Here is a 13,196-nt window from a genome sequence, read left to right as displayed (position 1 = left end):
GAGATCGTCTCGTTCCCGAAGCGTTTTCCGGACTCGCCGTCTGCGGCGAGGAACCAGCGCTCAGCCTCCCAACGCTCACGCCACTCGCGCTCGGTGAGCTGCGCGGCCTGAAGGTTGTGCCGGTTCTTGAGCAGCCGCCGGCCGCCGCGAACGACACGGACATGTCCGGTCTTCCAGTCGTCGCGGGCCACGTCGAGGCGGTGTTCCAGGGTGGCCAGGCGGCGGGACTTGTGGAACCACTCGCCCTTGGACCGGTACCCGCCCGGCCCCCGCTTGCTGCCTTTCTCCCCGATCGGGAGGGACAGGCGGTGTCGCAGCGTGCGGATACCGGCCTCAAGGTTCTGGACATGGGCGAGCAGGCAGCGTCGGGCCAGGCCGTACTGGTCATGCGTGGCCTTCGTGATCGCACCCGCGATACGCGACGACGACTGCTCGGTCAGGTCACGCTTGCGGGACGCCCACGCGTCGTTGTCGTGCTTGTGCCCGGCTTCGCAACGGGCCTTGAGATCGAGACAGGCCAGGCGGCCCTGGTGCTCGCCGACCAGACGCAACACCTTCTCGTCCTTTGGTGTGAGGTGCTTGAGGCGGTCGCGTAACGCCACACCGGACGGGCCGACAGCAACGAACGGCAAGTCGATGGTACGGAGCTGCTTCTTCTTGTCAGCCATCGGCAGCCGCCGCTTCCAGTGCCTTCCTGGCACGGTTCTTCGCACTGCGGCGGCCGTACAGGCGAGCACAGAACGAGGTCAGAACCTCCACCATGTCGCGCACCAGGTCGTCTTCGACCTCGCCGTCATCCAGCACAACGAGTCGACGGCCGGTTGCAGCCAGAGCGGCCTCAACGAGTTCGACGTTCATACGGCCCAACCGGTCTTTGCGCTCCACCACTACCGTGGTCACCGCAGGGTCGGCCAGCAGGCGACGGGCCTTGGCGCGGGCGCCGTTCATGCCCGAAGCGATCTCGGATTCGACGCGCACGACCTTATGCCCGGCCTTCGCGGCCCATGCCGACAAGCGTGCGGTCTGCCGCTCCAGATCGGCCTTCTGGTCATGGCAGGAGACACGGGCGTACAGGCCCACGCCACCGGTCACGGACGGTGAGGTGTTCGCATCGATGTTCACCAGGATCGTGCGCGGCCCCACTCGCTCCGCAGGGACCGGCAGCGTGCCCTCACGGAACCAGCGGTACGCAGTACGCGGGGCGACCCCCTGCGCGCGCGCCCATTCCGTCAGGTTCATACACCAGATCATACGACACTCCTGACACCTGAAGGACACTCATGGACACTTAGTCGAGAGCAGTTCCTGACCCCCTGGCCGACTACAAGCTCGAGGTCGCCGCGGTGTGCATGACGGGATGGCTCCGCGAGCAGCTCGACGCACCGGACCCGGGCATCGTGGTCAGGGCTGACCCGGAGAGAGGTGCGCTCGTATTCGAGTGGGGCGACCTGGTGGGGGACCCTTTCACGGAGTAGGCGCAGCGCAGGACGCGCGGGTCTGTCCTCGTCCTGCGGTCCGTACGTCCTGTTCACGCCATCCCCGTTGAGTACGGACTTCGCCATGAATCCCCTTGGTCCGGCGGGCAAGGGGTGGGCGTGCCGTGTGCGGACGGCACGCCCACGCCGCTGAGAACCTACAGGTCGAACTCAGTCGGCGAGATGCCCACCGCGAAGCAGGCTTCGCGGACCACGGCACGTTCGGACTGGTCGAAGTGGCCGTCGGCGCCGCCGATGACGATGCCGATCTGAACGACAGCACGGGCCTCGGTGGGTTTTTTGCTGACCTTGCCGATGGTCTGCAGGATGCTGACCTTTCCGAAGTCGAAGTCGGAAGTCAGCTTTTGGCAGTACTCGTTGAACCGGCGTTGCAGATCGTCGGCGGGAAAGTTCTGCAGGACGTCGTTGCCTGTGATCAGGGCGGCGACCCGCTGCCGCTCGGTGGGGTCGATGGAGCCGTCGGCTGCGGCGACGAGGGCGCACATGGCCATGCTCGCGTCGCGGAAGGCGCCGCTCTTGAGGTCGTTCTTCTTGGCGTCGAGCTGGGATTGCATCGTTGAGGCCGATTCCTTGATGCGGTCCCACAGTGCCATGCGGGTGCTCCAGGTGTGGTTGTTCTGTCCGGCAGGTGGGGTGGTTCTAGAGGTGTGTGGCGACGGCCGGCAGCAGATCCTGGAAGGTGCGCCCGTCGGCCGGGGCGCCGATGGCGGCCATCTGCCATCCCGTACCCGACCGTTGCACCTTGGCCATGATCTGAGCGGTGTGGCGCCCGCCGCCGGTCAGTGTGTAGCGGGCCAATTCCTGACCGGTGGTCTCGTCGACCAAGCGGCAGAAGGCGTTGTCGACCTCTTCGAATGTCTGGCCGGTGAAGGAGTTCACGGTGAAGACGATCTGGTCCACGTGGGCCGGTACGCGCGACAGGTCGACGACGATCGATTCGTCGTCGCCGCCCTGGCCCGCGCCGCCGACCCGGTTGTCGCCGGTGTGCCGGACCGACCCGTCGTCGCTGGTCAGGTGCTGGAAGAAGACGACGTCTTGCGGAGTCCTGCCGGCGAAGAGGACGGCCGAGGCGTCGAGGTCGATCTCGCGGGCAGTCAGCCGGGCAAGGAAGCCCTTACGGGGGGCGGACTTCCAGCCCAGCCCCATGCGTACGACGGTGAGTTCGCCGCCGCCGGACTTGGTGAGGCTGATCTGCTGGCCCTTGGACAGGTTGACGGTCATGGCTCCACTCTCGGCAAGGTGCGGTGCTGGGGGCTGGGGAGGGACGGGCCGAGCCCGGTCAGAGGATGACTCCGAAGTCCGCGACGATGCCGCTGAGGCCGGAGGCATAACCCTGCCCGACAGCACGGAACTTCCACTCGGCTCCATTGCGGTACAGCTCCCCGAAGACCATGGCCGTCTCCGTGGAGGCGTCCTCGCTGAGGTCGTAGCGGGCGATCTCGGCTCCACCTGCCTGGTTGACCACGCGGATGTACGCGTTGCGGACCTGCCCGAAGCTCTGGCCCCGCCCCTCGGCATCGTGGATGGAGACCGGGAACACGATCTTGGCGATGTCGGCCGGTACAGCGGACAGGTCGACCTTGACGATCTCGTCGTCTCCTTCGCCCTCCCCGGTGAGGTTGTCGCCGGTGTGCTCGACCGAACCGTCCGGGCTCTTCAGGTTGTTGTAGAAGACGAAGTGCTCATTGGACTTCACCTTCCCGGCCGCGTCGCACAGCAATGCGCTGGCGTCCAGGTCGTAGTCCGTTCCGGTGGTCGTACGGACATCCCAGCCCAGACCGACGAGGACTGCGGTCAGCCCGGGTGCCTCCTTGGTCAGCGAGACATTTCCGCCCTTGGCGAGGCTCACACCCATGGACTTCTCCCTCTACTACGCATCGGTGTGCCCGCACGTGACTGTGCAGGCACCGAGTGACAACAGTCGAAATCTACAGCACTGTAGAGTTGATGTGAGGGGCGCAAGCCGGGGACTCACCGATCGCGTGAGGTGCCCGAGGGGCTGGGTAGTATGCCCCGGCGCCCGGCAGTCGTACGACCGGTATCGGGCAACGGTACGAAAGGGGCCGCGTCGTGGGCGCAGAGGGAGACGGCCGCGCGCGGGAGCCGCGCGCCCGCCGGCGCGGACAGGGCGAGCTCGAAGCGCAGGTGCTGTCCGTGCTGGGCGAGGCCACCGAGCCCGTCACCGCGGCTTGGGTGCAGGAGCGCCTCGACGGCGGTTTGTCGTACAGCACGGTCATCACGATCCTGACGCGGTTGCTCGACAAGCAGGCGGTCGCGCGCACCGGTTCGGGGCGCCCGGTTCTGTGGCAGTCGACGGCGAGCGGTGCAGGGCTTACCGCTTTCCGTATGCGGCGGCTCCTCGATCAGCGTGACGACCGGGATGCGGTGCTGTCCAGCTTCGTCTCTGCCCTGTCGCCGGACGACGAGGACCTGCTGCGGTCGCTGCTCAACGAGACCGGTCCAGAACCTTGCGACCCGCCTACGGATGAATCGGAGAGTTGAACCGATGGGCGTCTTCGTCTATCTGCCCCTCGTTCTGCCTCTGACGGCGCTGCCCATCGCTCGCCTGGCCGAGCAGCACCTGCACCCGCGAAGCGCCGCCCGCCTCCTGACTGGCATTGCTGTGATTCTTGCCTCATGCAGCACCCTCTGTCTCGGCCTTCTGGTCGTGGTCGGTACCGCCCAACTGCCGGGCAACCCGCTGCCCGACGGCTGGTCGGACGACGAGGTCCGGGAGGCTGTTCCGCACGACAGGATCGCCGGGAAGACGTCGATCGTCGCTCTCGCGCTCGTAGCCACGGCCTGCGCGTCCACGGTGCGGCGCCACTTCCGTTTCCGTTCCCGTGCGCACAGGGCACTTGCGGAGCTGCCTACGACGTCCGAAGTGGCCGTTCTGCCCGACAGCGTGCCGTATGCCTACGCGTTACCCGGCTCACCGGGCAGGATCATGGTTAGTTCTGCCATGCTCGCCTGCCTGACGACGGCTGAGCAGCGTGCACTCCTCGCGCACGAGCGGGCCCATCTGACTGGTCGACACCACCGCCTGTTGCTCGCCGCACAGTTGGCTGGCTGCGCCAACCCGCTCCTGCGACCACTGCGCGCGGCCATCGCCTACAGCACGGAGCGCTGGGCGGACGAGGAGGCCGCTGTCGACACCGGAGACCGGCGGCTCACGGCACGCGCGGTCGGTAAAGCGGCCCTCATTTCGCACCGTGCCACTGCTCCTGCCGTCGCCGCCTTCGCCGCGGCCGGGCCTGTCCCTCGGCGGGTGGCCGCACTGCTGGGTCCAGTCCCGCCGGAGCGGGGCTGGCCACCGGCTCGCACCTCTACGGGGATCGCGGCGTTCATTGCCGCGGCGGGAACGGCAGTGTCCACCCTGTCCTCGCTGAACGCGGCCTTCGCGCTGTTCGTCGTACTCGAAGCGGCGACGCCGCTGTAGTCGTGGCGCCGGGTTCGCAGAACCCGGCGGAAGCCCGGTGTGCATCGCAGCGCATCGGCGGCCGCGAAGCCGATCAGTACTCCGGACACCGTGGAGGCCGCGAAGGTGCTGAGCGCCGGCAGCCCACGGTTGGCGAGGGCGAACTGCAGGGCGGCCACGATCGGTACGTGGATCACGTACACGGCGAAGGAGCCGGCGGCGAGGGCTTGAGTGAACCGGCTCTCGATCGTTCTTCGAGGACGCCGAGTTCCGCCGGAACAGCGGCTCCTGGCAGCAGCGGACCATCGGTGAGCTCGCCGCCGGCCGGACGTTCGAAGACCTGCTGGCCCCATCCGTGCACACCTGTAGCCGGGCCGGCGGGAGCTGGGAAGTAGTAGCTGGTCAGTCCCGGGAGTTGCCGAACAGGAGGCGGTATCCGATGAGCAGGACGAGGGAGCCGCCGATAGCCGCGCCCCAGGTGGTCAGGTCGAAGAACTGCTTCTCCACCGGGCGGTCCAGGAACTGGGCGGAGATCCAGCCGCCCACGAAGGCGCCGGCGATGCCGATGACCGTCGTACCGATGAAGCCGCCCGGATCGCGGCCGGGAAGCAGGATTTTGGCGATCGCACCCGCGAGGAGCCCGAGGATGATCCAGCTGATAATGCCCATGTCGTTGTCTCCTTACCGGGCCGTGTTCGGAATCGTCTCCCGCTCGACCGGCCGTCGTGTGTTGCTCGGTTGCGCAAACTACAGATACCCCGAGGACGCAGGTCAGGCACCAGCGGTTGCGTGTTCTCCGGGTGTGGGATCAGCAAGGGAACACTCACTTAAAATATTGCGCAACTGTCGAACTCAACGTCTCGGGGCCGCGTTGAGCATGACGAGCGCGGATCGCCGGAGCAACTGCGGAGGAAGTTCATGGGTGTGCCCCTGACCAAGGGCGGCAACGTCTCATTGAGCAGTCAGGCCCCTGGCCTGACTGCCGTGACGGTCGGGCTGGGATGGCGGGTGGTAGCCGGCTGCGATCTGGACGCCAGTGCGTTGCTGTGCGACCAGGCAGGGAAGGTTCTGTCCGACCAGCACTTCGTCTTCTTCAACAACCCGAGCAGTCCGGACGGCTCGGTCCGGCATTCCGGAAGCGGAAGCACCGGCGCTGGAGGGGACGACGAACAGGTCCATGTCGACCTCGCCAGGGTTCCGGCCGACGTCGCGAAGATCGTCTTTCCGGTGTCCATCTACGAGGGTGCGGCCCGTGGCCAGAGCTTCGGGCAGGTGCGCGGCGCCCACATTCGCGTGGCCGACCAGGAGGGCGGGGTCGAGCTTGCGCGCTACGACCTGGTGGCCGGAAGCCTGTCGACGGAAACCGCGATGGTCTTCGGCGAGTTGTACCGGCATGGTGCGGAGTGGAAGTTCCGCGCGGTAGGGCAGGGCTATGTCTCCGGGCTCGCGGGCATCGCCACCGACTACGGCGTCGACGTCCTGCGTGAGACGCCGGGGCCGGAGTCCACAACTGCGGCGCCGGCCTCGGCGGACGGCGAAGGTATCAATGCGTTCGCACCGACCACGCCTTCGGTACCGACACCGACCGTTATCGTGCCGCAGCTACCGATGGCCGCCGAACCACCACAACCGACAGGGAGTTCTCCCATGACCTGCTTCTTCGATCCCGGCCATGGTCCCGGCATGACGCCCGTGACGTGGTCTCCGCAGTGGGGTGTGCCTCGGCAGATCCAGGTATGCGGCGGCTGTGCCCAACGGGTGCAAACCACCCCTCCGCCGTACTACACCCCGCCCCAGCCCGGATATCCCCAGCCCGGCTTTCCGCAGCAGCCGCAGGGTTACCCGCAGCAGGGCTATCCGTCCCAGCACGCGGACCACCAAGACCAGCAAGGTGGCCGCAGATTCGGCACGGGTGCGCTCATTGGCGCCGGTGCGGCCGGTCTGGTCGGAGGTGCGCTGCTCAACGAGGCGCTCAGCGACGATGAGCCGGAAGTGGTCGTGAACAACTACTACGAGGACTGACCGGCCGATCCTGTCGCTGCCCGCCCGGTCACCTCGTCGGATGGCCGGGTGGATGCGCGGGCATTGGCTGGATGATCTGGACGGGCACGGACGCCGGGTGTCGGACACCTAGACTGGACCAAGGCACGGGACGGTGACCAGGACGGGACGGGAGCGGGTTGTGGCGGCAGACGTTGGTGGCTCCGAGGATCCGCCGGCCGGGGTGCTGGACGAGGCAGCCGCTGCGTTCGGGTTGCTGGCCTCTTCGGCGCGGCTGCACATCATGTGGGCGCTGGCGCAGAGTGAGAGCGATGTCACCCACCTCGCGGTCCGGGTGGGCGGGGCTCTGCCCTCGGTCAGCCAGCACCTGACGAAACTGAGACTTGCCGGTCTCGTACGCTCCCGCCGGGATGGCCGACGCCAGGTCTACTACGTCGACGATCCCGATATCGTGACCGTGGTCCGGCTGATGGTCGGCCAGTTGACCGCACGTGCCGAAGGAGCGTCGGCGCCGGCGGGCCGACTGCGCGAAACCGGTGCCTGAGAACTCCGCGACTGCGGGAACGGGCTCGGAGATGTCCGGGCCCGCAGTCGCGTCGGCGCCGGGTAACGGCCCCGTCGGTGGCGACGTCGTACGCGAACGGGCGGCGCCGACCGTGCTTGAGGTGCTGCGGCGGCTGGACAGCGGGCCGCGCGGGCTGATGGAAGTGCAGGCTGAGGAGCGTCTGAGCCGGTTCGGCGAGAACATCCTGCCCGACCGGCGGCCGGGTTCCTGGCTCGGGCGTTTTCTGCGCAGTCTGCGGGATCCGTTTACTGCCGTGCTGCTGTGTCTTGCCCTGGTTTCGGCGCTTGTGGCCTCCTGGGGAACCGCGGGCGTGATCATGGTGCTAGTCGTGGTCAGTTGCGTGCTGCGTTCGTCCGGTGAGCATCGGGCGGCGGGGGCGATGACGACGCTGCGGGCGTTGGTCGCGACCACGGCGACCGTGCTTCGGCGCGCCGACGAGGACGCACCGTCCGTGGCCCGGGAGATCCCGGTCGACCAGCTGGTGCCGGGAGATGTGATCCGCCTCGGCCCGGGCGACTTGGTCCCGGCCGATGTACGGCTCCTGCGGGCCGGCGGGCTGAGTCTCTACCAGGCGGCGCTGACCGGGGAGTCGGCACCGGTCGCCAAGTACCCCGTCGACGCGCCGCCCCCGGTCGCGGGCGGGATCTTCGAGCAGCCGCAGATGTGCTTCCAGGGCAGCAGCGTCGCCGCCGGAAGCGGCACCGCAGTCGTCGTGGCGACCGGGGCGCGCACCGCTCTGGCCGACAGGTACGAGGAGCGCGGGCACCGCGAGGCGAGCGCCTTCGACCGGTCCGTGCACGGCATCTCCTGGATCCTCATCCGGTTCATGCTGCTCACTCCGCCGCTCGTGCTGATGGCCAACGCGGCGCTGTTCGACCGGGGCCTGGAAACCCTGCCGTTCGCCGTCGCGGTGGCGGTCGGTCTGACCCCGGAGATGCTGCCGGTCATCGTCACCACCTGCCTGGCCCGCGGCGCATCACTTCTCGCCCGCTCTCACGGGGTGATCGTGAAGCGGCTGCCCGCGCTGCACGATCTCGGCGCCGTCGATGTGCTGTGTCTGGACAAGACCGGCACACTCACCCTGGACCGGCCGGTTGTGCAACGTGCTCTCGACGCCGAGGGCAAGGACACGTCCGAGGTGTTGCACTGGGCCTCCGTGAACGCCTGGTGGACCCTTCAGCTCGCCGACCTGCCCGCGCCGGACGCCTTCGACGAGGCGATCTTGGAGGCGGCCGACGTGGACGCGGCGGAACGCTACGACGGCACAGCAGCCCTCCCCTTCGACTCGGTACGTCGACTGACGACCGCCGTCGTACGCACCCCCGGGTGCCTCGGCATCCACACCCTGGTGGTCAAGGGCGCGGTCGAATCCGTACTGGAACGCTGCGTGCTGGAGGGCCGGGAGCGCGAGCGTCTGCTCGCGCTCGCGGCCGAGCAGGCGGACAGCGGTCTGCGAGTGCTGGCGGTCGCCACCGCCGAACGACCCGCCCGCACCCGCGACTACACCCCGGCGGACGAACGCGGCTTGACCTTCCGGGGCTTCGTCACCCTGCGGGACGCGCTCGTACCGACTGCGGCCGATGCCCTCAAGGCATTCGCCGACCAAGGTGTCACCGTCAAGGTCCTCACCGGTGACCACCCCGGTACGGCGGCCCGTGCCTGCCGCGACTTGGGCCTCGCCCCCGGAGACGTACGGACCGCCGACGACATCGACGCTCTCACCGACACCGAACTCACCGAACTCGCCCGCCGTACCACCGTCTTCGCCCGCTGCACACCGCAGCACAAGGCCCGCATCACCACCGCCTTGCGCGCCGGCGGACACACCACCGGATTCCTCGGCGACGGCATCAACGATGTGCCCGCGCTGCACGCCGCCGACGTAGGCATCTGCCCGCGCGACGCCGCGGACGTGACCCGGGAAAGCGCGGACGTGGTGCTGGCCGACAAGGACCTCACCGCGATCGACCACGCCATCACCGCAGGCCGGTACTCCAGCGGCAACATCGCCACGTATCTGCGTACTACGCTCTCCTCCAACCTCGGCAACGTCGTCGCGATGCTTGCCGCGGGCCTCCTCCTGCCCTTCCTGCCGATGCTCCCCGCGCAGGTCCTGGTGCAGAACCTGTGCTTCGACGCCGCTCAGCTCGCCTACGCCTATGACCGTCCCGTACGGAATGCGCTGCGGCGGCCCACGGTTCTACGCCCGCGGGACTTCCTGCGCTTCATCACCGGCTTCGGCGTGCTCAACGCAGTCGCTGACCTGGCTACTTTCGGCGCGCTCGCGCTGGTCCTGCACGGGTCGGGGACGGGAGGCGACGAGGCGGTTTTCCACTCCGGCTGGTTCACCGAGAACCTGCTCACCCAGGCTCTGGTGATGCTGCTTCTGCGCCTCGGCCGGCGCGGCGCCGAAGGCCGGACGTCGGGACCGGTCGGCCGGGCTGCGGCCGTGCTCGCCGCTACCGGACTTCTTCTGCCGCTGTCCCCGCTCGCGCCTCTGCTCGGTATGGCACCGCTGCCGGGTCTCTATTACCCGTTGCTCGCTGCCGTTCTCGCGCTCTACGCAACCGCGCTGAAGGTGGTCAGGGCACGCTACGAGCGATCCTGAGCAGCTCCTCGGGCAAGGTGCCGTCTATCAACGCGCTGCCACGAAGACACGCCCGTCCGCTACGTTCAGGACGAGGAACTGAAGGGTGAAGGAGGAGAGGCAATGGCGGAATCTCGGGGCCGGTGGCTGCCCGGCAGCCAGGCCCAGTCCTACCTCGACAGGCTCCATGCCAACTGGTCCAAGGCAGGGACAGCCATCGCCCGTAGGCCCCGTTGACGATCGTCGACGGGACCAGAGTCGGCCAAACGTATGTTGCACTGCCGGGAGGGTAACCCCTGTGCCATGGGGACCGGTGTGAAGAACTCCGAAGCCCCCAGGCACACTCTAGGTGTCGCAGCCCCGTCGTCAAAAGGGATGATCCACACATGATTACGCTCAAGAAGGAAGACGGCCCGGCGGATCTGGACGGAGTGACTCATCTGTCCATCGGAGTGTCCTGGGACCCCACTGCTGGCAGCAGCGGCGGGGTGATGGGGATACTCCGTCGCAAGTCCGGTACCGACCTCGACCTGATTGCTATCGCGATGCAAGGCGGAGACCCGGTGCGCCTGGCCGGCCTCGACTCCCTCGACCCGATGGGCAACGGCTCACTGGTGCACAGCGGCGACAACCAGACCGGGCACGGGGACGGGGACGACGAAACGGTGACCGTCGAGTTCGCGCGGATCCCGTCCCACATCACGTCGATCGTGTTCGTCGCCGCCGCCTACAAGAAAGGCAGTTCCTTCCAGAAGGCACGCAACATCAGCTTCAAGGTGTACGACGCGACCGGGGGCACCTCCCAGCAGGTCGCCGACATCTGGCCGAGCCTGCTCACCCAGGACAACGGTTGTGCCGTGGCCAAGGCCATGCGCGTGGGCGACAGCTGGAAGCTCGAAGTGATCAATACGACGGGGAAGATCAAGCAAGGCAACGAGCACGCCCTGATGCGCTTCGCCGTCAGCAAGTAGTATGTGATGCCCCGCCCCGGTCCAGGTCTACGTCTGCTCGGTGGACCGCCGGGTGGTCTCGTGTTCGCCGATGCTGACCAGCCCCGTTTCGTAGGCGACGATGACGGCCCGGACTCGGTCACGATGCCCAGATCCGGGGACACCATCACCCTGAACGGCCTGCGGAAAGCGATCACGGTCCGGATCGTGCCGGGCGCCCCTACCCGTACGACAGGTTGGAGCACAGGTCGTCATCGGCCGAGCGAGCGTCGTCGGCCACGGTGGTGGGAACCCCGGTTGCCTCAGCCGCGGGGCGCTCGGCCGCGTAGGACCTGCCCAGGGTCACACTGATGCCCGTGCTGGACGCCGACTGCAATTGGGCGCCCGGGAAGCCTGGCGACGCTCTGGGCCTGGGTCTTCTGCCCCGGCCCGTACTCGATCAAGGTGTCAGCGTGGTCCTGGGTGCTCGCGTTCGCCGTACCGGTGACGGCGAAGTCGTGGTCGGCCAGGGCGGCTGCGGCACGTGCGGCAAGTCCTCTGGTGGTGGTGCCGTTGTAGACGGCGACGTCGACGCCGTCCCCGGAGGGGGGCTTGTCGGCGCTCGGCGGGGCGGAGGCCGTCGCCGCGCTCTTCCTGCCACTGACGTCCCTGCCGTCGATGGTCCGGTCGGCCTTCAACGCGGCCCAGAGTTCGTCGGTGTCCGGCTGGACGATCGCGACGCGTGCACCCTCGTATCGCCAGGGGATGGTGACGAACTTCGTGTTGTGCAGGTCGATGTCCTTCAGGGACATCGCGAAGGAGATCAGTTTGTCGGCCGAGCCGAGACCGGGGTCGACCGTCATCGACTTGGTGGCGGCGTCGGCGAGCGGCAGCAGCTTGGTGGGAGTGAGGCCGTCGCTCTTCACCTTCGTGATCAGGCTGGCCACGAACGCCTGCTGGCGCTTGATACGGCCTATGTCGGAGCCGTCGCCGATGCCGTGCCGGATGCGTACGTAGTCCAGAGCCTTCTGGCCGGAGACGGTCTGTTCCCCCTTGCTGAAGAGGAGTCTTCCCCGGGTGCTGCGGTTGGGGTTGAGGTCCTTCTGATGGATGTCCTGTGGCAGGCACACCTTCACACCGCCGACCACGTCCGTCAGCGCGGCGAAGCCCTTGAAGTCGACGACCACTGTGTGGTCCACGCGCAGCCCGGTGAGTTTCTCGACAGTGTTCTGGGTGCAGGCGGGACTGCCGTTGGCTGTCTGCCCCACGGAGTAGGCCGCATTGAACATGGTGTTGGTCCGCGTCTTGGTCCAGGAGTCGTCCGGCAGCTTGCAGGGCGGGATGGTGACCAGAGTGTCGCGCGGAATGGATACGGCGACGGCGTGCTGGCGGTCGGCGTGGACGTGCAGCAGGAAGGCGGTGTCGGAGCGGCCGATGTCGCCCTTGTCGCCGCCGCCCAGTGCGCTGTTGCCGCCGGTGCGCGCGTCCGATCCGATGACGAGGACGTTCTCGCCCTTCGCGGCTTTGGGACGGTCGCCGGAGATGCCATCCGCGCTGAAGGTGTCGATGTTGCCGTTCAGCTTGAGGAAGATCCAGCCGAGCCCGGCTGTGCCGAGCACGAGTATGGACAGCGCCATGACGAGGGTGATCCGCAGACGACTGCGTCTACGGCGCCGCCCTGTGCCGACGTTGTGATGTCCGCCGTGCTGCGGCGCATGCGCCGTGCGCCTGCGCCGCGGTGGAGCCGCCGGGTGGCTGGTTGTCATGCGTACGCCCTCATCCGTCTGCCTCATACGAAGGGGACGTCTGAACCCACTGAAAAGTTGTACAGTTGCGCAATGTAGCAAGCATGACGGCTGGTGTGGTGCGTTCGGTACCCACCTCTGTCCGATGAAGAGAATGGGGTGGGCGGGATGCTCCGCAATGGGCTGGAACCCTGGCACCTGCTGATCGTCGCGATCGTGGTCATCGTGCTGTTCGGCTCGAAGAAACTGCCGGAGGCCGCCCGGTCCCTGGGCAAGTCGATGCGCATCCTCAAGAGTGAGGCCAAGGCCATGAAGCAGGACGGCGCCGCGGAGACCTTTGCGGCCCCTGCCGATGACGCCTCGGCGCAGGAAGCGCCGCACATCATCCGGGCGGCACCGGGAGATGCCGCGTCTGCCCGTCCTGCCACGGAGGGCGACACTGCCCGCTGAGCCGT

At 67.7% G+C, this 13,196-nt stretch carries 12 protein-coding genes and 2 pseudogenes; 7 read left to right on the top strand and 7 right to left on the bottom strand.

The annotated features are described in order from the left end of the window. Window positions 1-2 precede the first annotated feature (2 nt). From OG395_RS15535 to OG395_RS15515, 5 genes and pseudogenes are all read right to left on the bottom strand, one after another. Window positions 3-668, bottom strand: a pseudogene (locus OG395_RS15535) (IS200/IS605 family accessory protein TnpB-related protein); the annotation flags it as partial. Next, window positions 661-1,239 carry an IS607 family transposase gene (locus OG395_RS15530; RefSeq protein ID WP_327243470.1) on the bottom strand — a complete coding sequence of 193 codons (579 nt, stop codon included), beginning with the start codon at window positions 1,237-1,239 and terminating at the stop codon, window positions 661-663. The pseudogene OG395_RS15535 and the gene OG395_RS15530, both read right to left, overlap by 8 nt. 394 nt (window positions 1,240-1,633) lie before the next feature. Beyond that, window positions 1,634-2,089, bottom strand: coding sequence for a tellurite resistance TerB family protein (locus OG395_RS15525; RefSeq protein ID WP_327243469.1), 456 nt, complete (start codon window positions 2,087-2,089; stop codon window positions 1,634-1,636). 46 nt (window positions 2,090-2,135) lie between these two features. Beyond that, complete coding sequence (locus OG395_RS15520; RefSeq protein ID WP_327243468.1) at window positions 2,136-2,717, bottom strand: TerD family protein; 582 nt, start codon at window positions 2,715-2,717, stop codon at window positions 2,136-2,138. 58 nt (window positions 2,718-2,775) lie between these two features. Beyond that, window positions 2,776-3,351 (bottom strand): TerD family protein, encoded by a 576-nt coding sequence (locus OG395_RS15515; protein ID WP_327243467.1) that lies wholly within the window; start codon window positions 3,349-3,351, stop codon window positions 2,776-2,778. 215 nt (window positions 3,352-3,566) lie between these two features. On the opposite strand from OG395_RS15515, the gene OG395_RS15510 reads away from it, so the two are divergent. Next, window positions 3,567-3,998: a BlaI/MecI/CopY family transcriptional regulator gene (locus tag OG395_RS15510; protein ID WP_327243466.1), complete on the top strand. Its 432-nt coding sequence runs from the start codon at window positions 3,567-3,569 to the stop codon at window positions 3,996-3,998. 4 nt (window positions 3,999-4,002) lie between these two features. Continuing rightward, window positions 4,003-4,935, top strand: coding sequence for a M56 family metallopeptidase (locus OG395_RS15505; protein WP_327243465.1), 933 nt, complete (start codon window positions 4,003-4,005; stop codon window positions 4,933-4,935). A 381-nt stretch (window positions 4,936-5,316) separates the two neighbouring features. On the opposite strand, the gene OG395_RS15500 is transcribed toward OG395_RS15505, so the two are convergent. After that, on the bottom strand, window positions 5,317-5,583 hold the full coding sequence (locus OG395_RS15500) for a GlsB/YeaQ/YmgE family stress response membrane protein (RefSeq protein ID WP_327243464.1): 267 nt from the start codon (window positions 5,581-5,583) through the stop codon (window positions 5,317-5,319). 249 nt (window positions 5,584-5,832) lie between these two features. Here OG395_RS15500 and OG395_RS58355 point away from each other — a divergent pair, with 249 nt between their 5' ends. From OG395_RS58355 to OG395_RS15480, 4 genes are all read left to right on the top strand, one after another. After that, window positions 5,833-6,936, top strand: a complete 1,104-nt coding sequence (locus tag OG395_RS58355) for a TerD family protein (RefSeq protein ID WP_442818563.1) — start codon at window positions 5,833-5,835, stop codon at window positions 6,934-6,936. 160 nt (window positions 6,937-7,096) lie between these two features. Beyond that, window positions 7,097-7,459 (top strand): ArsR/SmtB family transcription factor, encoded by a 363-nt coding sequence (locus tag OG395_RS15490; RefSeq protein ID WP_327243463.1) that lies wholly within the window; start codon window positions 7,097-7,099, stop codon window positions 7,457-7,459. A 31-nt stretch (window positions 7,460-7,490) separates the two neighbouring features. After that, window positions 7,491-10,088 carry a magnesium-translocating P-type ATPase gene (gene mgtA / locus OG395_RS15485; protein WP_327243462.1) on the top strand — a complete coding sequence of 866 codons (2,598 nt, stop codon included), beginning with the start codon at window positions 7,491-7,493 and terminating at the stop codon, window positions 10,086-10,088. 365 nt (window positions 10,089-10,453) lie between these two features. After that, the gene (locus tag OG395_RS15480) at window positions 10,454-11,038 is read left to right on the top strand and encodes a TerD family protein (RefSeq protein WP_327243461.1); all 585 of its coding nucleotides are present in this window, start codon (window positions 10,454-10,456) and stop codon (window positions 11,036-11,038) included. Window positions 11,039-11,237: 199 nt separating this feature from the next. Here the strand turns inward: OG395_RS15480 and OG395_RS15475 are convergent. Then, window positions 11,238-12,762 (bottom strand): annotated as a pseudogene (locus OG395_RS15475) (LCP family protein). Between the two features lie 147 nt (window positions 12,763-12,909). Here OG395_RS15475 and tatA point away from each other — a divergent pair. Next, window positions 12,910-13,191, top strand: coding sequence for a Sec-independent protein translocase subunit TatA (tatA, locus tag OG395_RS15470; RefSeq protein ID WP_327243460.1), 282 nt, complete (start codon window positions 12,910-12,912; stop codon window positions 13,189-13,191). The last annotated feature ends 5 nt before the right edge of the window (window positions 13,192-13,196 follow it).

Source organism: Streptomyces sp. NBC_01320, assembly GCF_035974375.1.
Classification (GTDB): Bacteria; Actinomycetota; Actinomycetes; order Streptomycetales; family Streptomycetaceae; genus Streptomyces; species Streptomyces yanii.
The sequence above is the reverse complement of the archived record's forward strand: the minus strand, read 5'-3'. Positions and strand labels throughout refer to the sequence as shown.